This window comes from Aeromonas sp. A04, from assembly GCF_047780465.1.
Lineage (GTDB): Bacteria > Pseudomonadota > Gammaproteobacteria > Enterobacterales > Aeromonadaceae > Aeromonas > Aeromonas bestiarum.
This window is the reverse complement of record NZ_JBLNHP010000010.1, coordinates 35049-59416: the sequence shown is the minus strand read 5'-3', so window position 1 is coordinate 59416 and position 24368 is coordinate 35049. Positions and strand designations below refer to the sequence as shown.

At 60.3% G+C, this 24368-nt stretch carries 24 protein-coding genes; 16 read left to right on the top strand and 8 right to left on the bottom strand.

The features are described 5' to 3' along the window. The first annotated feature begins 45 nt into the window (after positions 1 to 45). Positions 46 to 2634, top strand: coding sequence for a sensor histidine kinase (locus ACM3N8_RS20265; RefSeq protein ID WP_103472789.1), 2589 nt, complete (start codon positions 46 to 48; stop codon positions 2632 to 2634). An 83-nt stretch (positions 2635 to 2717) separates the two neighbouring features. Continuing rightward, a complete protein-coding gene (locus ACM3N8_RS20260) occupies positions 2718 to 3401 on the top strand; it encodes a response regulator (protein ID WP_416016534.1) in 684 nt (227 codons plus the stop codon). Here the strand turns inward: ACM3N8_RS20260 and ACM3N8_RS20255 are convergent. Continuing rightward, positions 3388 to 4533: a multidrug effflux MFS transporter gene (locus ACM3N8_RS20255; protein WP_290019361.1), complete on the bottom strand. Its 1146-nt coding sequence runs from the start codon at positions 4531 to 4533 to the stop codon at positions 3388 to 3390. The genes ACM3N8_RS20260 and ACM3N8_RS20255 overlap by 14 nt on opposite strands. A 92-nt stretch (positions 4534 to 4625) precedes the next feature. Between ACM3N8_RS20255 and ACM3N8_RS20250 the strand changes: the two genes are divergently transcribed. Next, positions 4626 to 5450: an AraC family transcriptional regulator gene (locus ACM3N8_RS20250; RefSeq protein ID WP_290019362.1), complete on the top strand. Its 825-nt coding sequence runs from the start codon at positions 4626 to 4628 to the stop codon at positions 5448 to 5450. On the opposite strand, the gene ACM3N8_RS20245 is transcribed toward ACM3N8_RS20250, so the two are convergent. Continuing rightward, complete coding sequence (locus ACM3N8_RS20245) at positions 5380 to 5613, bottom strand: hypothetical protein (protein ID WP_290019363.1); 234 nt, start codon at positions 5611 to 5613, stop codon at positions 5380 to 5382. The genes ACM3N8_RS20250 and ACM3N8_RS20245 overlap by 71 nt on opposite strands. 282 nt (positions 5614 to 5895) lie before the next feature. Between ACM3N8_RS20245 and ACM3N8_RS20240 the strand changes: the two genes are divergently transcribed. Next, complete coding sequence (locus ACM3N8_RS20240; RefSeq protein ID WP_290019364.1) at positions 5896 to 7149, top strand: valine--pyruvate transaminase; 1254 nt, start codon at positions 5896 to 5898, stop codon at positions 7147 to 7149. 50 nt (positions 7150 to 7199) lie between these two features. Here the strand turns inward: ACM3N8_RS20240 and ACM3N8_RS20235 are convergent, their stop codons facing one another. Beyond that, the gene (locus tag ACM3N8_RS20235; RefSeq protein WP_290019365.1) at positions 7200 to 7643 is read right to left on the bottom strand and encodes an Hsp20 family protein; all 444 of its coding nucleotides are present in this window, start codon (positions 7641 to 7643) and stop codon (positions 7200 to 7202) included. A 94-nt stretch (positions 7644 to 7737) separates the two neighbouring features. Then, entirely contained in the window at positions 7738 to 8151 is a 414-nt protein-coding gene (locus tag ACM3N8_RS20230) for an Hsp20 family protein (protein ID WP_042873533.1), read from the bottom strand. Between the two features lie 280 nt (positions 8152 to 8431). Here ACM3N8_RS20230 and ACM3N8_RS20225 point away from each other — a divergent pair, with 280 nt between their 5' ends. The 4 genes from ACM3N8_RS20225 (at position 8432) to ACM3N8_RS20210 (ending at position 11472) form a co-directional block, all read left to right on the top strand. Next, positions 8432 to 9202, top strand: coding sequence for an MBL fold metallo-hydrolase (locus ACM3N8_RS20225; RefSeq protein WP_290019366.1), 771 nt, complete (start codon positions 8432 to 8434; stop codon positions 9200 to 9202). A gap of 90 nt (positions 9203 to 9292) precedes the next feature. Further along, positions 9293 to 10252: a GlxA family transcriptional regulator gene (locus ACM3N8_RS20220; RefSeq protein ID WP_290019368.1), complete on the top strand. Its 960-nt coding sequence runs from the start codon at positions 9293 to 9295 to the stop codon at positions 10250 to 10252. A 71-nt stretch (positions 10253 to 10323) separates the two neighbouring features. Next, positions 10324 to 11028: a helix-turn-helix transcriptional regulator gene (locus ACM3N8_RS20215; protein WP_290019369.1), complete on the top strand. Its 705-nt coding sequence runs from the start codon at positions 10324 to 10326 to the stop codon at positions 11026 to 11028. Positions 11029 to 11094: 66 nt separating this feature from the next. Continuing rightward, on the top strand, positions 11095 to 11472 hold the full coding sequence (locus tag ACM3N8_RS20210) for a VOC family protein (RefSeq protein WP_290019370.1): 378 nt from the start codon (positions 11095 to 11097) through the stop codon (positions 11470 to 11472). A gap of 186 nt (positions 11473 to 11658) precedes the next feature. Here ACM3N8_RS20210 and gyrB read toward each other — a convergent pair whose 3' ends face one another. From gyrB to dnaA, 4 genes are all read right to left on the bottom strand, one after another. Next, a complete protein-coding gene (gene gyrB, locus ACM3N8_RS20205; protein ID WP_043135282.1) occupies positions 11659 to 14073 on the bottom strand; it encodes a DNA topoisomerase (ATP-hydrolyzing) subunit B in 2415 nt (804 codons plus the stop codon). After that, a complete protein-coding gene (recF, locus tag ACM3N8_RS20200) occupies positions 14070 to 15173 on the bottom strand; it encodes a DNA replication/repair protein RecF (protein WP_103472781.1) in 1104 nt (367 codons plus the stop codon). Before recF ends, gyrB begins: the two co-directional genes overlap by 4 nt. 2 nt (positions 15174 to 15175) lie before the next feature. Next, positions 15176 to 16279, bottom strand: a complete 1104-nt coding sequence (dnaN, locus tag ACM3N8_RS20195) for a DNA polymerase III subunit beta (protein ID WP_005319542.1) — start codon at positions 16277 to 16279, stop codon at positions 15176 to 15178. Positions 16280 to 16362: 83 nt separating this feature from the next. Next, entirely contained in the window at positions 16363 to 17733 is a 1371-nt protein-coding gene (gene dnaA / locus ACM3N8_RS20190) for a chromosomal replication initiator protein DnaA (protein ID WP_043135284.1), read from the bottom strand. Positions 17734 to 18044: 311 nt separating this feature from the next. Here dnaA and ACM3N8_RS20185 point away from each other — a divergent pair, with 311 nt between their 5' ends. The 8 genes from ACM3N8_RS20185 (at position 18045) to mnmE (ending at position 24299) form a co-directional block, all read left to right on the top strand. Further along, positions 18045 to 18803, top strand: a complete 759-nt coding sequence (locus ACM3N8_RS20185) for an amino acid ABC transporter substrate-binding protein (protein WP_043557335.1) — start codon at positions 18045 to 18047, stop codon at positions 18801 to 18803. Further along, positions 18804 to 19472 carry an amino acid ABC transporter permease gene (locus tag ACM3N8_RS20180; RefSeq protein WP_122974194.1) on the top strand — a complete coding sequence of 223 codons (669 nt, stop codon included), beginning with the start codon at positions 18804 to 18806 and terminating at the stop codon, positions 19470 to 19472. A 12-nt stretch (positions 19473 to 19484) separates the two neighbouring features. Beyond that, positions 19485 to 20219 carry an amino acid ABC transporter ATP-binding protein gene (locus tag ACM3N8_RS20175; RefSeq protein ID WP_005319551.1) on the top strand — a complete coding sequence of 245 codons (735 nt, stop codon included), beginning with the start codon at positions 19485 to 19487 and terminating at the stop codon, positions 20217 to 20219. 269 nt (positions 20220 to 20488) lie between these two features. Then, positions 20489 to 20623 carry a 50S ribosomal protein L34 gene (gene rpmH, locus ACM3N8_RS20170; protein WP_005307156.1) on the top strand — a complete coding sequence of 45 codons (135 nt, stop codon included), beginning with the start codon at positions 20489 to 20491 and terminating at the stop codon, positions 20621 to 20623. Next, positions 20623 to 20982, top strand: a complete 360-nt coding sequence (gene rnpA / locus ACM3N8_RS20165) for a ribonuclease P protein component (protein ID WP_042037151.1) — start codon at positions 20623 to 20625, stop codon at positions 20980 to 20982. The genes rpmH and rnpA overlap by 1 nt, the downstream gene beginning before the upstream one ends. Next, on the top strand, positions 20949 to 21197 hold the full coding sequence (gene yidD / locus ACM3N8_RS20160) for a membrane protein insertion efficiency factor YidD (RefSeq protein ID WP_010635605.1): 249 nt from the start codon (positions 20949 to 20951) through the stop codon (positions 21195 to 21197). Before rnpA ends, yidD begins: the two co-directional genes overlap by 34 nt. A gap of 5 nt (positions 21198 to 21202) precedes the next feature. After that, positions 21203 to 22849, top strand: coding sequence for a membrane protein insertase YidC (yidC, locus tag ACM3N8_RS20155; protein ID WP_043135288.1), 1647 nt, complete (start codon positions 21203 to 21205; stop codon positions 22847 to 22849). Positions 22850 to 22937: 88 nt separating this feature from the next. After that, positions 22938 to 24299 (top strand): tRNA uridine-5-carboxymethylaminomethyl(34) synthesis GTPase MnmE, encoded by a 1362-nt coding sequence (mnmE, locus tag ACM3N8_RS20150; protein ID WP_098981225.1) that lies wholly within the window; start codon positions 22938 to 22940, stop codon positions 24297 to 24299. The last annotated feature ends 69 nt before the right edge of the window (positions 24300 to 24368 follow it).

The following is a 24368-nucleotide window of genomic DNA, read 5'->3' as shown; positions in this document are numbered from 1 at the left end:
TAACGGCTGGCGCCTTGTTGGCAAGCCTGAAGCAGGAGTACGGGAATGCGTGATGAGGTGCGGGCCGATGCCTTGTTGGCGAGCCTGGAGCAGGAACACAAGGGCAAGCTGAAGGTCTTTCTCGGCGCCGCCCCCGGCGTAGGCAAGACCTACGCCATGCTGCAAGCCGTGCGGGAACAGGCTCGGGAAGGGGTCGACATCCTGATCGGCGTGGTGGAGACCCATGGCCGTCAGGAGACCCTGGCCCTGCTCGACAAGCTCGCCATCCAGCCGCGCCAGATCCATCTCCACCGCCAGCAACGGCTGGAGGAGATGGATCTGGATGCGCTGCTCGAACGCAAACCCGCCATAGTGGTGGTGGATGAGCTGGCCCACAGCAACGCGCCGGGCAGCCGTCACGAGAAGCGCTGGCAGGATGTGGAGGAGTTGCTCGGTGCCGGCATCGACGTCTACTCCACCCTCAACGTGCAGCACCTGGAGAGCCTCAACGATCTGGTGTGGCAACTGACCGGGGTCAGGGTCAAGGAGACACTGCCGGATCAGGTGCTGCTGGAAGCGGACAGTATCATACTGATAGACCTGCCCCCCAAGGAGCTGCTCGGCCGGCTCAAGGAGGGCAAGGTCTATGTGCCCCATCAGGCCAAGGCCGCTCTGCAATCTTTCTTCTCCCTCAACAACCTGACCGCCCTGCGCGAGCTGGCGATGCAGACCGCCGCCAGCCACGTGGAGGGGGATCTGCAACTGCAGTGGCAGGCCGCGGGCAAGGCCACGCTGCCGCTGCGGGGCAAGCTGATGGTCTGCCTCGGCGATCAGCACGGCTCGGCGCTGGTGCGCTACGGCCACCGCTTCGCCCAGCGCCGCCAGCTGCCCTGGCTGGTGGTGCACATCGACAGCAAGGGGCAACGCTCCGCCGAGCTGGAGCAGGCGCTGGCGCTGGCCTCCCACCTGGGTGCCAAGGTGCTGACCCTCTCCAGCCCGGCGGTGGCCAGCACCTTGCTGGAAACCGCCGAACAGCAGCAGGTCTCGCAGCTGCTGCTCGGCAAACCCCACAAGGCCCCCTGGCGCCGCTCCCTGGTGCAGCACCTGCTCAAGCAGGCACAGGGGCTAGAAATCACACTGGTGGACACGGAGAAACGCAAACCCGGCCTGGGGCTGCAACCACTCCACCCCAAGGACATTCGCCAGAGCCTGCTGGCCATCACCATAATGGCGGTGACCTCGGCCACCGCCTGGGGGCTCTCCCACTGGCTGCCGCCCGCCTCCCTGCCGCTGCTGTTCGTGCTGGGGGTGCTGGCCACGGCGCTCACCACCAGTCTGGTGCCCGCCATACTGGCGGCCGTGCTGGGCTTCGTCGCTCACAATCTGCTGTTCACCGCCCCCTACTTCTCCCTGAACGTGGCCAGCCACAGCGACCTGCTCACCCTGTTCGTGCTGCTCATCGTCGGCATGACGGCGGGACGACTCGCCTCCCGCCAGCGCCAACAGCTGATCGGCCTGCGCGAGACCCAGCAGCTCGGCAATGCCCTGCTGTCGCTGAGCCAGGGGCTGGCCACCGCCAGCAGCCCGGAAGAGGTGCTCAGGCAAGGCACCCAGGCCATCTCGCTGGCCCTGACCCAGCCCGTCTTTGCCCTCGATCAGGATTATCAGCACAGGGCGGGATCGGCTCAGCACAGACCCGGGCAGACCGACAAGGCGGCCATCGACTGGTGCCTGGCCCAGAAGCAGAGCGCCGGGGCCCACACGGCCACCCTCAATGCCGCCGAGGCGCAATATCACCATCTCACCGATGATCTGGTGCTCGGCATTCGATTGTCCAACCCGCTCGCCTCCTCGGCCGAACATCAGCTGCAGGCCCTGCTTACCGACATCCGTGCCGCCCTGGCCCGGATCGATCTCAACGAGCGACTGGCCGACAGTCAGCTGCAGGCGGAGACGGATCGGATGCGCGCCGCCCTGCTCTCGTCGGTTTCCCACGATCTGAAGACGCCGCTGGCCACCATAATGGGGGCCGGCAGCACCTTGCTGGAATACGGTGATCGGATCAGCGCAGAGGATCGCAACGAACTGCTCCATTCGGTACAGGACGAGGCGCGCCGCCTGCACAGCTATGTGCAGAACCTGCTGGACATGACCCGCATAGGCTCGCCGGACTTCCAGTTGAAACGGGACTGGGTCGACCTGGCGGATCTGGTGGAGAGCGCCCGCAAGCGGCTGGAGTCCTCCTGGCGTCAGCACAAGCTGCTGGTGCACTTCGATCAGCAGATCCCCCAGCTTTATGTGCACGGGGCCCTGATCGAGCAGGTGCTGGTCAATATCCTCGACAACGCCTCCCGCTACTCGCCGGCCGGCACCCCCATAGAGTTCAAGGTGATGCTGGCGGATCCGGATCTCATCATCGACATCATCGACATCGGGGTCGGCATCGCCGAGTCGGATCGGGACAAGATCTTCAATCTGTTCTACACCCAGCCGGTCGGTGATTGCGGCAGTCGCGGCACCGGGCTTGGCCTCGCCATTTCCCGCGCTATGATAGAGGCTCATGGCGGCCGCATCTGGGCATTTTCCGGCCCCAACGGCAACGGCACCTGCATGCGCATCTCACTGCCGCTCACCCTCAACTCACCGGAAGTATGATGGATCCCATCCTTTGTCATAGCGGCAGAGAGTGCATGCTGCCATCGCCAGTTCCCTCCCCAACATTCGCCGCTGGAGGCTAGATGGCTCATATCCTGGTCATTGATGATGAAGCGGCGATCCGCCGCTTTCTGCGGATCAGCCTGATCGCCGAGGGCCATCAGGTCAGCGAGGCGGTGGGCGTCAATGAGGGATTGGAGCAGTATCGCCATCTCAATCCCGATCTGGTGATCCTGGATCTCGGCCTGCCGGACGGAGACGGCATCCAGATACTGCAGATGATTCGTGAACACCATCAGCACCCGGTACTGGTGCTGTCGGCGCGGGATTCGGAGCAGGAGAAGGTGCGCCTGCTGGACGCGGGCGCCAACGACTACATGAGCAAGCCGTTCGGCATTGGGGAGATGATGGCCCGCATCCGCGTCTTGCTGCGCCAGCGAGCCGGGGTCAGCAGCGGCGAATGCCGCCACTTCCCGCAATGCGGCCTGACCCTGGACGCCAGCAGCCACAAGGTGACCATGAAGGATGAAGAGATCCCCCTGTCTCGCAAGGAGTTCGCCCTGCTGCAGGCGCTGGTGTGCCACCCCGGCAAGCTGGTGATGCAGACCCAACTGCTCAACGACATCTGGGGCCCGAGCCACAAGGAAGATACCCACTACCTGCGCATCGTCATCGCCAGCCTGCGCAAGAAGCTGGGAGATAACCCCCAGCAACCCAGCCTGATCGAGACCGAATCAGGCATCGGCTACCGTTTTATCGGCAGCTGATGTTGCACGTGGAACGCCGGCCACTGCACAGCACGGCCAGCAGGCCGCAGCCAAGGAGCAGCAAACCCAGATCCTGCAAAGCGGCCGCCAGCGCCAATCCCAGGCTGAGCAGCAGGTAGTAGGCCAGTCCGAACAGGGCACCGGCACTGCCTGCCACCTCCCGATAAGACAGCAAGGCCTGACTCAACACATTGGGAATGGCGATGCCAAAGGCCACCACGACTCCCATCATGGGCAGCAGGAACCAGAGCGAATCCTGGCTCGCCCACACGGTAACCCCAGCCACCAGCGCCAGCACAGAGGCCAGCCGGATCAGCGCTGATGGCAACCAGCCCGCCCCCAGCAAACGTCGGTTCAGCAGGCTGCCGATCAGGGTCGCCAGCGCCAACGCCAGGCCGGAATAGCCAAACTCGCTGGCATTCAATCCCAATCCGGCAAACAGAAACGGCGCCAGGCTGTAGTAGCCAAACAGCATGGTATTGAACAGAGCGACCAGCAGGGCACTGCGCCAGAGTCCGCCATCCCGCACCATGCGGTACGCCAATGGCCAGAGGGCAACCCGAGTGGTCATCACGGGACGGGTTTCCGGCAGCCGCCAGCCGGCGATCCCCCCCAGCATCAGGGCCAGCACAAGCAAGCCGCTGAAGACACCGAGATAGCCAAACTGCTCGGCCAACAGGCCGCCGCTCACCAGTCCCAGCACGGGGCTGAGTGATAGCGCGACCCCCATGACCGAGAAGACGCGGGCCAGATCGCTGCCCTGGTAGCTGTCGCGCAGCATGGTCTGGGTCACCACGGATCCCACGGCGGCCCCAAAGGCCGAGATGACCCGGGCCAGCAGCAACACCTCGAACTGGTTGGCCAGCAATGCCAGCAAGGTGCCGAGCCAGTAAGTGAACAGACCCGCCAGCATGGCGGGGCGTCGCCCAATCAGATCACAGAGCCGCCCCCAACAGACCACGCCCACCGCAAACGCCAGAAAATAGACCGACAGGGTCTGGGATGCCTGTCCGTCGCTTACCCTGAACTGGCTCGCGATATGCGTCAGCACAGGGCTGTAGATGGTCTCCACTATCTGGGGAAACATCATCAATCCGACCACCAGCCAGAGCGGTGGCAACTTGTTGTTCATGACAAACCTCCTTCACAAGAGGTCGTCATTCTAGAGAGATGCCGACTGTCCGATTACAATAAGCAGGACTATAAACATCAATAATCGGACACATGGCCTTTATTCTCCCCGATCACCCTTTTGACCCGGACAGCCTGGCTGGCAGCGTGATCGGCATTGCCTCCGCGCTCGGCTGGCACGACTCGGGCCTGCATCAGCATCAGCGCCATCAGCTGCTGTTTGCCCAGGCGGGCTGCATGAGCATAGAGCTGGCGAACCAGGTCTGTCTGCTGCCACCCAGCCGGGCAGCCTGGCTGCCGGCGGGCACTCCCCACAGAGTGCTGATGCGCGGTGTGGTGGCCTATCGCTCCCTCTACTTCCGGCCACAACCCGAGCTGCCAGCCAGTGTGCAGGTGATGGCGGTCAACCCGTTGCTGCGGGAGATCATAGAAAGAATGGCACTCTGGCCATGGGAGAAACCGGAGGTGGAGCAGAGCCGGATGCTGGCGCTGTTCATGGAGGAGCTGGCGCAAGCGCCGCGGGAATCCTGGCAACTGCCGCTACCGGCAGACCCGCGCCTGACGGCCTGGTTGCAGGAGGTAAAACGGGGCGACACCCTGCCCGATCGGCTCAACCGGCTGGCCGGACGGGTGGGTGCCAGTGACAAGACCATAGGCCGTATCTTCATGCGAGACACAGGCATGAGCTATCAGGCCTGGCGCCAGCAGTGGCGTCTGCTGCGCGCCATGGAGCTGCTGGCCGAGGACGTGCCCATCAGCCGGGTAGCCGCTTCGCTGGAGTTCTCCAGCGACAGCGCCTTCATCAGCTTCTTCAGGCAGCATACGGGCCAGACTCCCCTGCGCCATCTCAACTCCCGGGGTGAGTCGCATCGGCCGAACTCACCTCCACCACCAGGGTATCCAGTGCCAGTGGCTTGAGGTTGCGGATGGCATCCAGCACCACGGCATGGGATGCCTCCTGCTGCTGAGCCAGGATAGCCTGATCCAGCTGGGCGGTATCCAGCTCGGGTCTGGGGTTTTCAGTTGCCATCACATTCAGGCTCAGTGTGCTCATTATCAGGGTGGCGATCAGGGTTTTCATCTGGTGTGCTCCGGTATGGTTGAGATGACCTGATAGCTATTCCAATACTTGTGCCATATTTATAACTAGATGATTTTGCTTAAATTAATCAGTTAAAAGCCCCCATTTGTGTCTTATCTGGGTAGCAATGTGGTCATTTTTAAACCCATAAATGGTATTTTTTACCACGGTGTATTCCCGAGTCATGTTCCACGTGGAACGTCCCGTTATTTTGATCGACACCCGCTTTTAAACTGAGCTATGGTGCTACATCCCCGTAACTGACTCTGGATCCGTCACCGAATGGAATTTTCCTTGTTCGGCGAGAAGTTCACTCGCCACGCCGGCATTACCCAACTCATGGATGACCTTAATCAGGGGCTGACCAATCCGGGCGCCATCATGCTGGGTGGCGGCAATCCGGCCCCCATCCCCGCCATGCTGGAGCGCTTTCAAACCGAAGCCAAAAACCTGCTCGACAATGGCGAACTGGTCAAAGCCATGGCCAACTACGACGGCCCCCAAGGCAAGGACAGGTTCACCAAGGCGCTGGCCGCCCTGCTCAGCAAGGAGCTCGGCTGGGATATCACCTCTCGCAATATCGCCCTGACCAACGGCAGCCAGAATGCCTTCTTCTACCTGTTCAACCTGCTGGCCGGCGAGTTCGCCGATGGCCGCAAGAAGAAGGTGCTGTTCCCGCTGGCCCCCGAATATATCGGCTACGCCGACTCAGCCCTCACCGATGACTACTTTGTGGCGTACAAACCCACCATGGAGAAGCTGCCCGATGGCCAGTTCAAATACCACGTGGATTTCGAGAGCCTGCAGGTGGGCGACGATATAGGGGTGATCTGCGTCTCCCGTCCGACCAACCCGACCGGTAACGTGTTGACCGATGAGGAAGTAGAGCATCTGGATCAGATAGCCCGCGACAAGGGCATTCCGCTGCTGATCGACAACGCCTACGGCGTGCCCTTCCCTGGCATCATCTTCAGCGAGGCCAAGCCGTTCTGGAATGCCAATACCATCCTCTGCATGAGCCTCTCCAAGCTGGGACTGCCGGGTACCCGCTGCGGCATTGTCATCGCCGACGAGAAGATCATTCAGGCCATCACCAACCTGAGCGGCATCATCAACCTGGCGCCGGGCAGCCTGGGACCCGCCATCACCATCCCCATGATCGAAAGTGGCGAGATCATCACCCTGAGCGAGCAGGTGGTGAAACCCTTCTACCGGCAGAAGGCCGAGCTGGCGGTACAGCTGCTGCGTGAGGCGATTCCGGATCCGCGCTTCCACATCCACAAGCCGGAAGGCGCCCTCTTCCTCTGGCTCTGGTTCGAAGACCTGCCCATTCACTGCCAGGAACTTTATGAGCGGTTGAAGGCGAAGAACCTGCTGATAGTGCCGGGGCACTACTTCTTCCCCGGCATCGACGACCCCAAGTGGCGCCACAGCCAGGAGTGCATCCGCCTCAACTACTCCCAGAGCGAGGAGCTGGTGCGCCGTGGCATCGCCATACTGGCGGACGAGATCAACGACCTCTACGGCAGCAACTGACCTGCGAACCAAAAACAAAAAGGCCTGCAATCGCAGGCCTTTTTTATTTCTCATTGCTTAGTTGGCAGCGCCAGCGGCTCGGCTTTGCCGATGGGGATGGCACGAGGCTTGAGTGCCTCCGGCAGTTCACGCGCCAGATCTATGGTCAGCAGACCATGCTCCAGCCTGGCGCCCTGCACCTCCACATGCTGGCTCAACTTGAAGGCCAGCTCGAAGTCACGCTCGGCAATGCCCTGATGGAGGAACTGGCGTTCATCAGAGGCTGCCTTGCGCCCCTTCACCTTGAGGGTGCCGTTTTCGGTCTCCAGTTCCAGCTCTTCGCGCTCGAAACCGGCCACCGCGACCGTGATGCGATAGCCATCGTGATCGCGCTTTTCGATGTTGTAAGGGGGATAGGCCACCGCCTTCTGGTCAAACAGGCCTTCCAGCTCACGGGCCATCCGCTCGAAGCCGACGGCATTGGAATGGAGATGAGAAAAATCGAGGTTACGCATAATCCTATCCTTCTAATAAGCAACAGGTTTCAATTTCCACGGGCCCGCCATCGGCACCCGGGAAGCTTGGTAAAATGTGTGGCGAGGCCTGGCGTCAGCCGTTGATCTCGATCTTGCGCGGCTTCATCGCCTCGGGCACTTCACGCACCAGCTCAACGTGCAGCAGGCCATTTTTCAGGTCGGCGCCCTTCACCCGCACATAGTCGGCCAGCTGGAAGCGACGCTCGAAACCCCGCTCGGCTATGCCCTGATACAGGTAGTTGCGGTCGGTCTCGGCCTGCTTGCTGCCCTTCACCGTCAGCAGGTTTTCCTGAAAGCTCAACTCCAGCTCTTCCTGGGTAAAGCCCGCCACCGCCATGCTGATACGGTAGTCGTTGTCACCCAGCTGCTCTATGTTGTAGGGGGGATATCCGGCATTGCCATTGCTGGCCGCAGATTCGATGAGATTGGCCAGACGATCGAAACCGATGGCAGAACGATAGAGCGGAGAAAAGTCGATAGAACGCATAGTATTACCCTCTTGTGAGCGATAACGGATGGTTTGCCCTCCTGTCGGACGGGCGTCTGGTCGAAACCTCTGTCGAGCGTTCCGGCCTTGTTACCTATATAGGGTCCGGCTTTTTGCTTTCAAGGGCGAGAATCAAAGAAATTTTTCGAGTTTGTCCGACGCACAACTGTATCGTTCAGCTGGCCCGATAGGATCGATAATCGACCCGCGGGCCACTCATGGCTCCCCGCATCCCCCGTCATACTGGTTGCACACCTCGCCGCTATCACGGAGCTACACAATGCAGATTACCCAGGTTCGCAACGCCACCCTGCTGATCGACTACGCCGGCACCCGCTTTCTGATCGACCCCATGCTGGCAGCAAAGGGCACGCTGCCCGCCTTCGCCGGAACAGCCAACAGCCACCTGCGCAACCCGCTGGTCGAGCTGCCTCTGCCCCTGGCGGAGATACTCGATGTGGATGCGGTGATCGTCACCCACGATCACCTGGACCACTGGGACCCAGTCGCTCAGCAGCAGATCCCCAAGCATCTCCCGCTGTTTGTGCAACATCAGAAAGATGCCGACACCATGTGCGCCAGTGGCTTCAAGGATGTGCGCCTGCTGAGCGAGCAGGCCGAATTTGCCGGCATCCGCCTGCAGCAGACCAAGGGGCAACACGGCAACGATCAGGTCATGGCGGTGTTGGCCGCGCGGCTGGGTGAGGTGTGCGGTGTGGTCTTCTCCCACCCGCAAGAGAAAACTCTCTATCTGGCGGGTGATACCGTCTGGAACGAGATGGTCGCACAGAGCCTGCGACAACACGGGCCTGAGGTGATCATCCTCAACTGTGGCGATGCCCAGGTGCCGGGGCTGGGCTCCATCATCATGGGCAAGGAGGATGTGCGGGCCGTCTATCAGGCCGTGCCACAGGCCACCCTGATTGCCAGCCACATGGAGGCGGTCAATCATGCCGTGCTGTCACGCAAGGAGTTGCACGACTATCTGGCTGAGCACGGCATGGCAGATCGGGTGCGGGTGCCGGAAGATGGCGACATGATCTCGCTGTGATAACTGGGGCCATGCATCCGCATGGCCCTTCGGCTTTCAGCTGCCAGCGCATATCATGGTTGCTCACCGCGCAAAGAGGAGGCCAGCGTCATGCCCATCCCGATAGTTGCCGTCGTGGCCTTCGACCACTTCAGCCCCTTTCACTGCTCAGTGCCCTGCCTCATCTTCGGCGACATACTGCCGGGTCAGCCCCTGTTCGAACTCAGACTCTGTGCCGGGGATGGCAAGGCCAGCTCGCACTCGTCACAGGGATTCAGCATCCTGGCACCTTATGGGCTGGAGGCCCTGGCCGAGGCGGATATCATCATCATTCCCTTCTGGCGCGACCCGGCCGAGCGCCCGGCCCAGCCACTGCTGGATGCCCTGATGACGGCTCATGCCAGAGGGGCCCAGGTGGTGGGACTCTGCCTCGGCACCTATGTGCTCGCCTATGCCGGCTTGCTCAATGGACGCAAGGCCTCGACCCATTGGGAGTACGAGCAGGATTTCCTCCGCCGCTTTCCCTGCGTGCGGCTCGATACCAACGCCCTCTATGTGGATGATGATGGGCTGGTCACCTCGGCGGGCACAGCTGCCGGACTGGATTGTTGCCTCTATCTGGTACGTCAGCACCACGGCAGTGCCATCGCCAACCAGGTGGCGCGGCGGCTGGTGATCCCGCCCCACCGGGAAGGTGGCCAGGCCCAGTTCATCCAGCAGCCGGTCTCCGCCTCCACCCGGGATGCCAGGATGAACCAGCTGCTCGATCACCTGCGAGCCCACCTGTCGGAACCGCATACCCTCGACAGTCTGGCGGCCCACAGCCTGATGAGTCGGCGCACCTTTACCCGCCGCTTTCATCAGGCCACGGGCCTCTCCGTCGGAGAGTGGCTGCTGATCGAACGTCTCAGGCGTTGCCAGGAGCTGCTGGAAGCCAGCACCCACCCCATAGAACGCATCGCCGAACTGGTGGGTTTCAAGACAGCCACCTCCCTGCGCCAGCACTTTCGGGCCCGCTTCGAGGTTTCGCCGAGCGAATGGCGGCGGTCTTTTCGTGGCAGCAGGGAGTGAGCCTCTCACCTCACCCTGTTCCGGTTCGCCCAAACATGGCACCCTAACCGCAGATCCCAAGGAGCCATGCCATGTCCCGTTCCGAACGTCTGCTGGCCCTGCTCCAGCTGTTGCGCGGTCACCGTTACGCCATCACAGGCACAGAGCTGGCCAGCCGGCTCGGCATCAGCCTGCGCACCCTCTACCGGGACATCGCGACCCTGCAATCCCAGGGGGCGCATATCGAGGGTGAGCCCGGTATCGGCTATGTGCTGCGCCCCGGCTTCATGCTGCCACCGCTGATGTTCAGCGAAGAGGAGCTGGAAGCCCTGGTGCTGGGCTCCCGCTGGGTGGCCGAACATGCCGACAGCACCCTGAGTGCCGGTGCCCGCAGTGCGCTGGCCAAGATAGAGGCAGTGCTGCCCGCCGAGTACCGCCAGCAGCTCCACGCCAACACCCTGCTGATCGGCTCATCCCGCAGCGATGCCTGCACCGATGAGGCTCCCCTGCGCAGTGCCATCCGTCAACAGCGCAAGGTAACCCTGAGCTATCGCGATCTGAGGGACGCGAGTTCCGAGCGCACCGTCTGGCCATTTGCCCTCGGCTATTTCGAGCAGGTGCGGGTCCTGGTGGCCTGGTGCGAGCTGCGGCAGGACTTTCGCCACTTCCGGGTGGATCGCATCAGCCGGCTGACGCTGGAGGAGATCGGCTATCCCAGGAGCCGGGCTATCCTGCTCAAGGAGTGGCGCGCCACCCAGCAGATCCCGCAGCCACAATTCATTGCTGACAGAAACTGACAGCGGGTGGCGTCATGCTGACGGGGTCGGCGCAGATGCGCCATCCCCGAAACAAGGAGTGTCACCATGCTTGTTCCCCAGTTCACCATCCTCTATGTCGCCAATCCGGCTCGCAGCACCCGCTTCTATCGCGAGCTGTTTGGTCGCTCGCCGGTGGAGGAATCCCCCACCTTCGCCATGTTCGTGTTCGAGTCGGGCGCCAGGCTGGCGCTCTGGTCCAGTGCCACGGTTGAGCCCAAGGTCACGCAAGGAGCCGGAGCCATGGAGCTGGCCTTCCCTCTGCCAGATGATGCCAGCGTCGATGCCGAGTTTGCGAAATGGCAGGCTCGCGGCCTCACCATCACCCAGTCGCCGATCCGACTGGAATTTGGCTACACCGGCATGGCGCTCGATCCGGATGGCCATCGGCTGCGCCTCTACTGCCCGGCCCCCGAACTGGGCTGATGATAAACAGCCACAAGGGTTTGGTTGGCAATGGTCGGAGGGCGCGATGTTTCACGTGGAACATCCATGACGAGGCGAGACAATCCAGGGCCCAGCTGCCGAACGGATAATGCTATTCCGCTGACGACAGATGTAAAAAAGCCGCTCACAAGGAGCGGCTTTTTGCTGTCTGACTGACTAGGTCGATTAGACGTCGAGGTTGGCGACCCGCAGGGCGTTGGTCTCGATAAAGTCACGACGAGGCTCGACCGCATCACCCATCAGGGTGGAGAAGAGCTGGTCGGCACCAACGGCGTCGTCTATGGTCACGCGCAGCATGCGACGTGCTTCCGGATCCATGGTGGTTTCCCACAGCTGGTCCGGGTTCATCTCGCCCAGCCCTTTATAGCGCTGGATGTAGATGCCGCGCTTGCCTTCGCTCATCAGCCAGTCGACCGCTTCCACGAAGTTGGCAATCGGCTTGACCTTCTCGCCACGCTTGATGAAACCGCCTTCCTCGATCAGGTTGGCGATCTCCTTGCCGAGAGAAACCAGCTGACGGTACTCACCGGACTGCAGGAAGTCGTAGCTGATCGCGTATTCACGGTCGACCCCGTGCTGACGTACCACGGCGTGCGGCACGAATAGGCGGCGCTCTTCATCACGACGCACCTGGATCTGGTACTGGATACCGTGGTTGCTCTCGTTGAGCACGGCTTCCATTGCCTGACACCAGGCCAGCAGGTCGCTCTCGCTGGCCAGCAGGGTTTCGTTCAACTCAGGCTGATAGATCAGCTGGGTCAATACGGCATCCGGCGCCCGGCGGGACATGCGGGTGATCAGGTGAGACACGGCACGGTGCTGGTTGACCAGACGCTCCAGCGCCTCGCCACCTATGGCCGGGGCAGATTCGTTGACGTGCAGGGTAGCACCATCCAGCGCCATGGCGGTCTGGTACTGCAGCAGCGCATCTTCGTCTTTCAGATACTGCTCCTGCTTGCCCTTCTTGACCTTGTACAAGGGCGGCTGGGCTATGTAGATGTAGCCACGCTCGATGATCTCCGGCATCTGACGATAGAAGAAGGTCAGCAACAGGGTACGGATGTGCGCACCATCGACGTCCGCATCCGTCATGATGATGATGTTGTGGTAACGCAGCTTGTCCGGGTTGTACTCGTCACGACCTATGCCGCAGCCCAGAGCCGTGATCAGGGTGCCTACCTCTTGCGAGGAGATCATCTTGTCGAAACGGGCCTTCTCCACGTTCAGGATCTTGCCCTTGAGCGGCAGTATGGCCTGGTTCTTGCGGTTGCGACCCTGCTTGGCGGAGCCGCCAGCAGAGTCCCCTTCCACTATGTAGAGTTCGGAGAGGGCCGGGTCTTTCTCCTGGCAGTCTGCCAGCTTGCCGGGCAGGCCGGCGATGTCCAGCGCACCCTTGCGACGGGTCAGCTCGCGCGCCTTGCGCGCCGCTTCACGGGCACGGGCCGCATCGATGATCTTGTTGACCACTATCTTGGCATCGCCCGGGTTTTCCAGCAGGAACTCGCCGAGCTTCTCGCCCATCGCCTGTTCAACGGCGGTCTTCACTTCGGAAGAGACCAGCTTGTCCTTGGTCTGAGAAGAGAACTTGGGATCCGGCACCTTGACCGAGATGACCGCAATCAGACCTTCACGCACGTCGTCGCCACTGGCGGCCGACTTGGCCTTCTTGCTGTAATCCTCTTTGTCCATATAGGTGTTGAGGGTACGGGTCAGCGCGGTGCGGAAACCCACCAGGTGAGTACCACCATCCCGCTGCGGGATGTTGTTGGTGAAGCAGTAAACCCCTTCCTGATAGGCATCGTTCCACTGCATGGCGACTTCGACACCGATGCCGTCCTGCTCTGTGGAGAAGTGGAACACCTTGGGATGGATCGGGGTCTTGTTCTGGTTCAGATATTCAACGAACGCCTTGATACCGCCCTCGTAGCAGAAATGCACCTCACGGCCATCCCGCTCGTCCTGCAGACGGATGGAGACACCGGAGTTGAGGAAAGAGAGCTCGCGCAGACGCTTGGCCAGGATCTCGTAGTGATACAGGGTATCGGTAAAGATGGTCGGGCTCGGCCAGAAGCGCACCTCGGTACCCGTGCCGCTGCTGCTGTCGCCGATCTGCTTGAGCGGCGCCTGCGGCTCACCCAGGTGATAGGTCTGCTCGTAGACATGGCCGTTGCGACGTATGGTCAGCAACAGCTTGTCAGAGAGGGCGTTAACCACTGAGACGCCCACGCCGTGCAGGCCGCCAGACACCTTGTAGGAGTTGTCATCGAACTTACCGCCGGCGTGCAGTACGGTCATGATGACCTCTGCGGCGGAGCGGCCCTCCTCCTCGTGCATGTCTACCGGGATACCCCGGCCATTGTCACGCACGGAAACGGAACCGTCGGAATGGATCTTGACCAGAATATCGGAGCAGTAGCCAGCAAGAGCCTCGTCAATGGAGTTATCGACGACCTCAAACACCATGTGGTGCAGACCTGAGCCATCATCCGTATCGCCGATGTACATCCCCGGGCGCTTGCGGACCGCATCCAGGCCCTTCAGTACCTTGATATTCGAGGAGTCGTAAGTATTTTCACTCATAGCTTACTCTCTGCCTTCTCTAACGTTTCGGAGATCTTGCCTTGTTCCACGTGGAACAACTTGCAGTCATTCGCATCCATCATGTCTGCGAGCTGACCGGTATCGATGGCGGTGATAAACACCTGGGACGCACACTGCTTCAGCCTTGCGGCCAGCAAGCGGCGCTTGTCGACATCCAGTTCAGAGGCAAAATCGTCAATTAAAAAAATACAGCCACGGCTGCTATGTTGATTCAAATAGAGCCCTTGGGCCAGTCGCATGGCACAGACCAACAACTTCAGCTGACCCCTGGACAAAATATCCTGAGCAGGCACACCGTTCGCCTTGAGTCGCACATCAGCCTTCTGTGGGCCTACCCCTGTGTAACCCAGCGAACGATCCCGCTCAAACCCCGCCTCCAGCAAGTCGCCGAGGGGAGTCTCTTTCTCCCAGCCCCGATAGAAACCGAGACTGATGTCGAATTCCGGCAGAAAATCTGCCGTCATCTCCTTGATCAGGGGCGTAATGGCCTGACAATAACTGGCGCGAAACTCGGCCAGTTCACCCCCGAGCCGCACCAGCTCCTGATCCCAGAACGCCAGCTGGCGATACTGGGTGCTCTGGCGCAGCAGCGCATTGCGCTGTTTCAGCAGACGCCGCACTCGTCCCCACAGGGAGAAAAAGGTCGGTTCCTGATGGAAGACGCCCCAATCCAGCCAGGCCCGGCGAGCCTGGGGCCCGCCCGTCAGCAGGTTGAAGCCATCGGGATGGATCAACTGCACCGGCAACAGCTCGGCCAGATCGGCCAGTCGCTGGGCCTGGGCCCCCGCAATCTTGAGCTGGGTCTCGCCACTCTTGTCCTTGGCGAGTCCGATGGGCACCTGACGCCCCTCCAGTTCGCACTGGGCAAACAGGGTAAAGGCCCGCTCCCCCTGGCGGATGACCCGCCCGGTCAGGTGAGTACGAAAGGAGCGACCGAGACCAAGGTAGTGAATGGCTTCCAGCACGCTGGTCTTGCCGCTGCCATTGCACCCGACCAGGATGTTGAGGCCGGGGGACAGCTTGAGACTGGCCTGCTGGATATTGCGAAAGTCGCTGAGCTGGAGTTTGACCAGGGCCACGACTAGATCCGCATCGGCATCACCACATACTGAGCATCCTGATGATCAAAATCCTCAATAATGGCACTGCTGATGGAATCGCTCAGGCTAATCCGAATTTGGTCACATTTTAACGTATTCAGCACGTCCAGCACATAAGAGACGTTGAAACCTATCTCCATCTCGCTGGCCTCGTATTGTACGTCAAGCAGCTCTTCGGCTTCTTCCTGTTCCGGGTTGTTGGCGGTAATGCGCAGCAGGTTTTCCTGCAGATTGAGACGCACCCCACGGAATTTCTCGTTGGAGAGGATGGCCGCGCGGGCAAACGCCTGGCGCAGATCCTCACGACCGGCGATCAGGGCCTTGTCGCTGTTGCGCGGGATAACCCGACGCCAATCCGGGAAGCGGCCATCCACCAGCTTGGAGGTGAAGATGAAGCCGTCCAGCGCCGCGCGCAGGTTGCTGCGACCGATCTGCAGCCGTACCGGCTTGTCTTCCGCTTCCAGCAGGCGCACCAGCTCAAGCACACCTTTACGGGGCAGGATGACCTGATGATCGGGCAGCGATTCTTCCACTACCTCGCGACGGCAGGTCGCCAGACGGTGACCGTCGGTCGCCACGGTACGCAGGCCGTGGCCCTCGCTCTCGAACAACATGCCGTTCAGGTAGTAACGCACGTCCTGGCTGGCCATGGAGAACTGGGTGGCATCGATCAGCTTCTTCAGCTCCAGCTGGCCTATGTCGAATTCGAGCACGGATTCCCAATCCTCGATATTCGGGTATTCGCTGGCCGGCAGGGTCGACAGGTTGAAGCGGGAACGACCGGAGCGGATGATCAGGCGCTCGCCTTCGGTGTTGAGGCGGATGTCCGCCCCTTCCGGCAGGCCGCGGCAGATATCCAGCAGCTTGCGCGCCGGCACTGTGGTGCGGCCATCCTGGCTCTCATTATTGAGATAGACCTGACCTATCATCTCAACTTCCAGGTCGGTGCCGGTCAGCGACAGCAGACCCTGGCTGACATCAAGCAGGACATTGCCGAGGATCGGCAGGGTCGGCCGGCCACCCAGGGCACCGGACACCAGTTGCAGAGGACGTAACAGGGCCTCACGGCTAATTTCGAGCTGCATCTGTGCTCTCCGTTGTTATCGGGACGAAAGGATTCGAATCAGGTTGGAATATTCGCGCTGCATCTGTCCACTCACCGTTGTTATCAGGAGGAAAGGGTTCGGATCAGGTTGGAATAATCTTCCTTGATGTCGTGGCTCTCTTCCTTCAGTTGCTCTATCTTGCGGCAGGCATGAAGGACGGTAGTGTGGTCACGGCCACCAAAGGCATCCCCGATTTCCGGCAAACTGTGGTTGGTCAGCTCCTTGGCCAGTGCCATCGCCAGCTGACGTGGACGGGCAACGGAGCGTGAGCGGCGTTTGGACAGCAGATCCGCCAGCTTGATCTTGTAGTACTCCGCCACCGTCTTCTGGATGTTGTCTATGGTGACCAGCTTCTCCTGCAGCGCCAGTAGATCGCGCAGCGCTTCGCGCACGAAATCTATGTTGATGGCACGACCGGTGAAGTTGGCGTTGGCGATCACCCGGTTGAGGGCGCCTTCCAGTTCACGGACGTTGGATCGCAGACGCTTGGCGATGAAGAAGGCCACTTCGTCCGGCAGGTGGATCTGGTTCTCATCTGCCTTGCGCATCAGGATGGCGACGCGGGTCTCCAGCTCCGGCGGCTCGATCGCCACCGTCAGGCCCCAGCCGAAGCGGGACTTGAGGCGATCCTCGACACCATTGATCTCCTTCGGATAGCGATCCGAGGTCAGGATGATCTGCTGGTTGCCTTCGAGCAGCGCGTTGAAGGTGTGGAAGAACTCCTCCTGGGAGCGCTCCTTGTTGGCGAAAAACTGGATGTCATCGATGAGCAGGGCATCGACGCTACGGTAATAACGCTTGAACTCTTCAATGGCGTTATTCTGCAGCGCCTTCACCATGTCCTGCACAAACCGCTCGGAGTGCATATAGATGACTTTGGCGTCCTTCTTGCGCTCCTTGATGGCGTTGCCAACGGCGTGCAGCAGGTGGGTCTTGCCCAGGCCGGTGCCGCCATAGAGGAACAGCGGATTGTAAGCGCCACCCGGGTTGTCGGCTACCTGACGGGCAGCCGCGCGGGCCAACTGGTTGGACTTGCCCTCGACGAAGTTCTCGAAGGTATAGTTCACGTTGGTGTTGCTCTTGTGGTTTGGCTCAGGCTTGGCTTCAGCCTTGCTTTCCCAGCTCTTCTGCAAGTTATTCACAGGCGCAGCACCACGCGCCGGCGCTCTTGCGACCGCGACGGGATGAGGACGATTACCTATATCAAAACGCAGGGTGGGGCCATCGACCCCACAGAGTTCATTGATGATGCCGTTAACCCGGATGAGATACTTGTCTCGTACCCAGTCCAGAACAAAGCGATTCGGTGCATACAGGGTCAGAGTATTGTCACTCAACTCCGCTTGAAGCGGCCGGATCCACATGCTGAATTCTGCCGAGGGCAACTCATCTTGCAGCCGGTTAAGGCACTGCTGCCATAGCGAAGCAGTCACTCTAAACTCCCGTCAATTGATTAACTAAAGACCGGCTATTCTACGTTTTTAGCGGCTGGATCTCTAGCCGCCACCTCGCGGATCCGGCAAATAAGATCCTTGACTTTCAAGGATCCAGCACCGCTGGATCTGATTTCATCCCCAAAGTTACCCACAGCCTGATCCATCCAGGATGGCACCAAAGATCCAGACCTGAACCGGTTATTTTATATAACCAAATATCATTTATTCTTTGGCTTTTATTCCAATAACATCAGCGCAAATCCAGTGATTACAACTAAAAATACAGAACAACAGAGAGAGGAATCCCCATGACATCATCCATCAAGCTGGTCTCCGGTGCCGCCATTCTGCTGGCAGCCCTGTCCGGTCAAGCCATCGCCCAGGAAACCATCAAGGTCGGCATGTCCGGCAAGTATTTCCCGTTCACCTTCGTCAAGCAGGACAAGCTGCAGGGCTTCGAGGTGGATATGTGGAACCAGATCGGTGAGCGCACCGGCTACAAGGTCGAGTTCGTGACCGCCAGCTTCTCCGGCCTGTTCGGCATGCTGGAAACCGGCCGTGTCGATACCATCTCCAACCAGATCACCATCACCGACGAGCGCAAGGCCAAGTACGCCTTCTCCCAGCCCTACGTCTATGACGGCGCCCAGATAGTGGTCCGCAAGGGCAACAGCACCATCCACGGCATCAAGGATCTGGAAGGCAAGAAGGTCGCGGTCAACCTCGGCTCCAACTTCGAAGAGCTGCTGCGCAAGAACGACCCGAACAAGAAGATCGATATCCGCACCTACGACTCCAGCTTCGAGCAGGATGTCGCCCTGGGTCGCATCGACGCCTTCGTGATGGACCGCGTCTCCACCGCCCAGCTGATCAAGGAATCCAAGCTTCCGCTGCAACAGGCCGGCGCACCGTTCGAGACCATCGAGAACGCCCTGCCCTTCCTGAAGACGCCGGAGAAACAGGCCGTACTGAAGAAGGTCGACGACGCCCTGACCGCCATGCGCAAGGATGGCTCCCTGCGCCAAATCTCCGAAAAATGGTTCGCTTCCGATATCACCGACAAATAAATGATGGAATTTGACCTCGAGTACACGCTAGGGCTGTTCCCCATCCTGCTCAAATACCTGGGCACCACGATGGAAATGGCCCTGTGGGGATTCGTTCTGGCACTCGTACTGTCGCTGACCCTGGCGATAGTGCGGGTGTTTCGCGTCCCCGTGATCCACTGGCTGGCGATGCTCTATATCTCGTTCTTTCGAGGTACTCCCCTGCTCGTCCAGCTGTTCCTGCTCTACTACGGACTGCCGCAACTGTTCCCCGTCTTCGTGGGGATGGATGCCTTTACCGCCGCCATAGTCGGCCTGACCCTGCACTTCGCCGCCTACATGGCCGAGTCGATCCGCGCCGCCATTCTGGGCATTCACAAGAGCCAGATGGAAGCGGCGCTCAGTATCGGCATGAGCCGTTACCAGGCGATGCAGCGGATCATACTGCCGCAGGCGGCCCGCATAGCGACCCCGTCGCTGATGAACTACTTCATCGACATGATCAAGAGCACCTCGCTCGCCTTCACCCTGGGGGTGGCCGAGATCATGGGCAAGGCGCAGATGGAAGCCTCCTCCTCCTTCAAGTTCTTCGAGAGCTTCATGGCGGTGGCCCTGGTCTACTGGGTGGTGGTCATCATCTTCACCCGCTTGCAGCACCTGCTGGAAATTCACCTGAACCGAGCCTATTAAGGGAGGTCTGCGATGATCAAATTAACCGGCCTCTCCAAGGCATTTCACGGCAACAAGGTGCTCAACAGCATAGATCTGGAGGTCAGGAAGGGGGAGATAGTGGTCATCATAGGCCCCTCCGGCACCGGCAAGTCGACCCTGCTGCGCTGTCTCAACCTGCTGGAGACCCCGGATGCGGGCACTCTTGCCATCGACGACCTGCAGCTGGATCTGGCCAACGCCAGCGAGCAGCAGGCCATCGAGCTGCGCAAGCGCGCCTCCTTCGTGTTCCAGAACTATGCCCTGTTCGCCAACAAGACGGCGCTCGACAACATAGCCGAGGGGTTGATCACAGTCTGGAAACAGCCGAAGGCGGAGGCCCGTGCCACCGCGCTGGGCATCCTCAAGGACATTGGGCTTGCCGACAAGCAGGATGCCTACCCGGCGTCCCTCTCCGGCGGCCAGCAGCAGCGGGTCGGCATAGGCCGCGCCATGGCGGCTCACTCCAAGGTCATTCTGTTCGATGAGCCCACCTCGGCCCTGGATCCCGAGTGGGTCGACGAGGTGCTCGGGCTGATGAAGGAGCTCGCCCGCCAGCACCAGACCATGGTGGTGGTGACCCATGAGATTGAATTTGCTCGCGATGTTGCCGATCGGGTGATCTTCATGGAGGGGGGCCGGATCGTGGAACAGGGCCCACCGGATCAGATATTGGTCGATCCCAAGGATCCCCGTACCCGGGAGTTCTTGCGAAAAGTGCTTAAATAGCTCTCTCTTTGGCGGCCTTGCCGCCTTTTTTATTGGAGGATCCTTGTTTAACCCCGGGTTGCCAGTATAATCCGGAGCCCTTGATCCTCCGGATCCTGCCAGCTTCTCCTGCTTCTTTATGAGTCAGGGCAAGATGAGAGGGAACGGCGGATTGACTAAAAGCCGAACTCTGTTTAGAATTCGGCCTCTTTTGCTAGTCGTCACACGCTATAGCTGGCGCGTCGGCTAAGTGTGACAATCAAAACTGTACAGAAATACGGAATCGAATCATGAAACGTACTTTTCAACCGTCCAACCTGAAGCGCAAGCGCTCTCACGGTTTCCGCGCCCGCATGGCAACTGCCAACGGTCGTAAAGTTCTGGCCGCTCGTCGTGCCAAGGGTCGTGCCCGTCTGGTAGTTTAATGCCAACGCCGCACACCTTCTCTCGGGAGTTACGTCTGTTAACTCCCGAACACTTCAAACGCGTTTTCGCCGAGCCTGTCCGGGCCGCTTCTCCGCAAATTACTCTTCTCGCCTGTCCCAATACCCTCGAACATCCCCGTCTTGGCCTCGCTGTGCCCAAAAAAGCACTCAAGCGTGCCGTCTGGCGTAATCGTGTCAAACGAGTGGTCCGGGAAAGTTTCCGTCTCAATCAAGCCAACCTGCCCGCTATCGACATAGTCGTGATCGCCAAGGGCGGCGTCAAAGAGATGGATAACGAGGAGCTGTTCAAGTTACTGGAAAAGCTATGGCGCACTCTGTCACGCCGTTGCAATGGGTAGCTGTCAAACTGATACGCCTGTATCAGCTAATCATTAGCCCTCTGCTCGGGCCGCGCTGCCGTTTCACGCCAACTTGTTCCCAATTTGCAATAGAAGCAATCCGACTTCACGGTTTCATAAAAGGCGTTTGGTTAGCCAGCAAACGTCTATTAAAATGCCATCCCTTATCCGAGGGTGGTTATGACCCGGTTCCGCAACCAAAGCGAAGAAACTGAAGACTATGGAATCACAACGCAATCTCATCCTGATCGGTTTGCTGTTCGTGAGCTTTCTGCTCTGGCAACAGTGGGAGTCTGACAAGGCTCCGAAGCCGGCCCCGACTACCGTGGCCCAAACCGAACATTTCGTACCTGAAGCCGGTCAGACCGGTGATATTCCTCAGGTTTCCGAGCAAGCCAACGCGAACGCCGCACGCAAGCTGATCACAGTCTCCTCCGACGTGCTCAAGCTGACCCTGGACACCCAGGGCGGTGACATCGTTTCTGCCGAGCTGCTGGCCCACAAGCTGGAAGAAGGCAAGGATCAATCCTTCGTCCTGCTGACCAGTCAACCTGACCGCCTCTATGTCGCCCAGAGCGGCCTGGTGGGTCGCGATGGTCCTGACAGCCAGGCCCAGGGTCGTCCCACCTATGAAGCCACCCAGACCAGCTACCAGCTGGCCGATGGTCAGGATCAAGTCGTCGTACCGATGACCTGGACCGACAGCAAGGGTGTGGTCTTCACCAAAGAGTTCGTGCTCAAGCGCGGTGACTATGCGATTGGCGTCGATTACAAGATCGACAACAAATCCGCCGAGCCGGTCCAGGTGCAGTTCTACGGTCAGCTGAAGCAGACCGTGACCACGCCCAAGGATCAGGAAGGTCACGCCATGGTAGCCAGTGCTTACCGTGGTGGCGCCTTCTCCAGCGAAGAGAGCCGTTACAAGAAGTACACCTTCGACGAGATGAAGGATGCCGACCTGAACAAGACCACCAAGGGTGGTTGGGTCGCCATGCTGCAACACTACTTCGTCTCTGCCTGGGCACCGAATGCCGACGATACCAACAGCTTCTACAGCCGCGTGATCCCTGGTAAAGACCAGGCCATCATTGGCTACAAGGCGCCGCTGGTAGACGTGGCTGCCGGCCAGCAGGCCGAAGTGACCAGCAAGCTGTGGGTCGGTCCCAAGCTGCAAGACCAGATGGCCAAGGTGGCAAACCACCTCGACCTGACCGTCGACTACGGCTGGCTCTGGTTCATCGCCCAACCGCTGCACTGGTTGCTGACCGTGTTCCACGGTTTCGTCCAGAACTGGGGTCTGGCCATCATAATGCTGACCCTGCTGGTGCGCGGCATCATGTTCCCGCTGACCAAGGCCCAGTACACCTCCATGGCCAAGATGCGCATGCTGCAGCCCAAGCTGGCCGCACTGCGTGAGCGCTTCGGCGACGATCGCCAGAAGATGTCTCAGGGCATGATGGAGCTGTACAAGAAGGAGAAGGTCAACCCGCTGGGTGGCTGTCTACCGATTCTGGTCCAGATGCCGATCTTCATCGCCCTCTACTGGGCCCTGATGGAATCCGTTGAGCTGCGTCACGCGCCGTTCACACTGTGGATCACCGACCTGTCGGTGAAGGACCCCTTCTTCGTGCTGCCAATCCTCATGGGTGCTTCCATGTGGTATCTGCAGAAGATGAGCCCGACCACGGTGACAGACCCGATGCAGCAGAAGGTGATGCAGTTCATGCCGATCATCTTCACCTTCATGTTCCTCTGGTTCCCGGCTGGCCTGACTCTGTACTGGTTGGTGAGCAACGTCATCTCCATTACCCAGCAGACCATCATCTATCGTCAGCTGGAGAAGAAAGGCCTGCACACCCGCAGCTAATCTTCCCCCTGATGACAAAAGAGGCGGCCTTGGGGCCGCCTTTTTTATTACAATGTCCCCCAATTACCGAGCAAATGAGCCAAGCAAGATGACAACAGATACGATCGTGGCCCAGGCCACCGCGCCCGGCCGTGGCGGCGTTGGCATAGTCCGGGTCTCAGGCCCCGCCGCCGAACAGGTCGCCGAGATAGTGCTCGGCAAGCGCCCCCGGGTGCGCTACGCCGAATATCTGCCGTTCAAGGATGAGCAAGGCCAACCGCTGGATCAGGGCATAGCCCTGCTGTTCAAGGCCCCCAACAGCTTCACCGGCGAAGATGTGCTGGAGCTGCAGGGTCACGGCGGTCCCGTCATCATGGACATGCTGGTGCGCCGTATTCTGCAGATAAAGGGGCTGCGCCCTGCCCGCCCCGGCGAGTTCAGCGAGCGCGCCTTCATGAACGACAAGCTGGACCTGGCCCAGGCCGAGGCCATCGCCGATCTGATCGAAGCCTCCAGCGAGCAGGCCGCCCGCAGCGCCATGCACTCCCTGCAGGGGCAGTTCTCCAGCAAAATCCAGCAGCTGGTGGAGAGCCTGATCCGGCTGCGCATCTATGTGGAAGCGGCCATCGACTTCCCGGACGAGGAGATCGATTTTCTCTCCGACGGCAAGGTGGCGGGCGATCTGTACGCCATCATGGACGAGCTGGATGGCGTGCGCGGCGAAGCCAAGCAGGGCGCCCTGCTGCGGGAAGGGATGAAGGTGGTGATCGCCGGTCGTCCCAACGCCGGCAAGTCGAGCCTGCTCAACGCCCTGGCCGGACGCGAGTCCGCCATCGTCACCGAGATAGCCGGCACCACCCGCGACGTGCTGCGCGAGCACATCCACCTGGATGGCATGCCGCTGCACATCATAGATACCGCCGGTCTGCGCGACACCCAGGATCAGGTGGAAAAGATCGGCATAGAGCGCGCCTGGGCCGAGATAGAACAGGCCGACCGTGTGCTCTTCATGGTGGATGGCACAACGACAGATGCGATCGACCCGCGGGAGATCTGGCCGGAATTTGTTGATCGGTTGCCAAAAAACATCGGCCTCACGGTCGTGCGCAACAAGGCCGACCTGACCGGCGAAGATCTGGCGCCGAGCCAGGAGCTGGGCCATGCCGTCTACCGCATATCCGCCAAGACAGAGCTGGGGCTGCCCGCCCTGCGCGAGCACCTGAAAGCCTGCATGGGCTTCCAGGGCAACACAGAAGGGGGCTTCATGGCCCGCCGCCGTCACCTGGACGCGCTGGAGCGCGCCGCCGAGCGGTTGCTGGTGGCCAGGGATCAGCTGGAAATCTATGTTGCCGGTGAACTGGTGGCCGAAGAGCTGCGCCTGGCGCAGGAGTCCCTCTCCGAGATCACCGGCGAGTTCAGCTCCGACGACCTGCTGGGCCGCATCTTCTCCAGCTTCTGTATCGGCAAGTAACGCCGCACGGCAGGCAATAAAAAGCCCGGGTTTATCCCGGGCTTTTTTGTGCGTTTTTTCTTCGAAAAC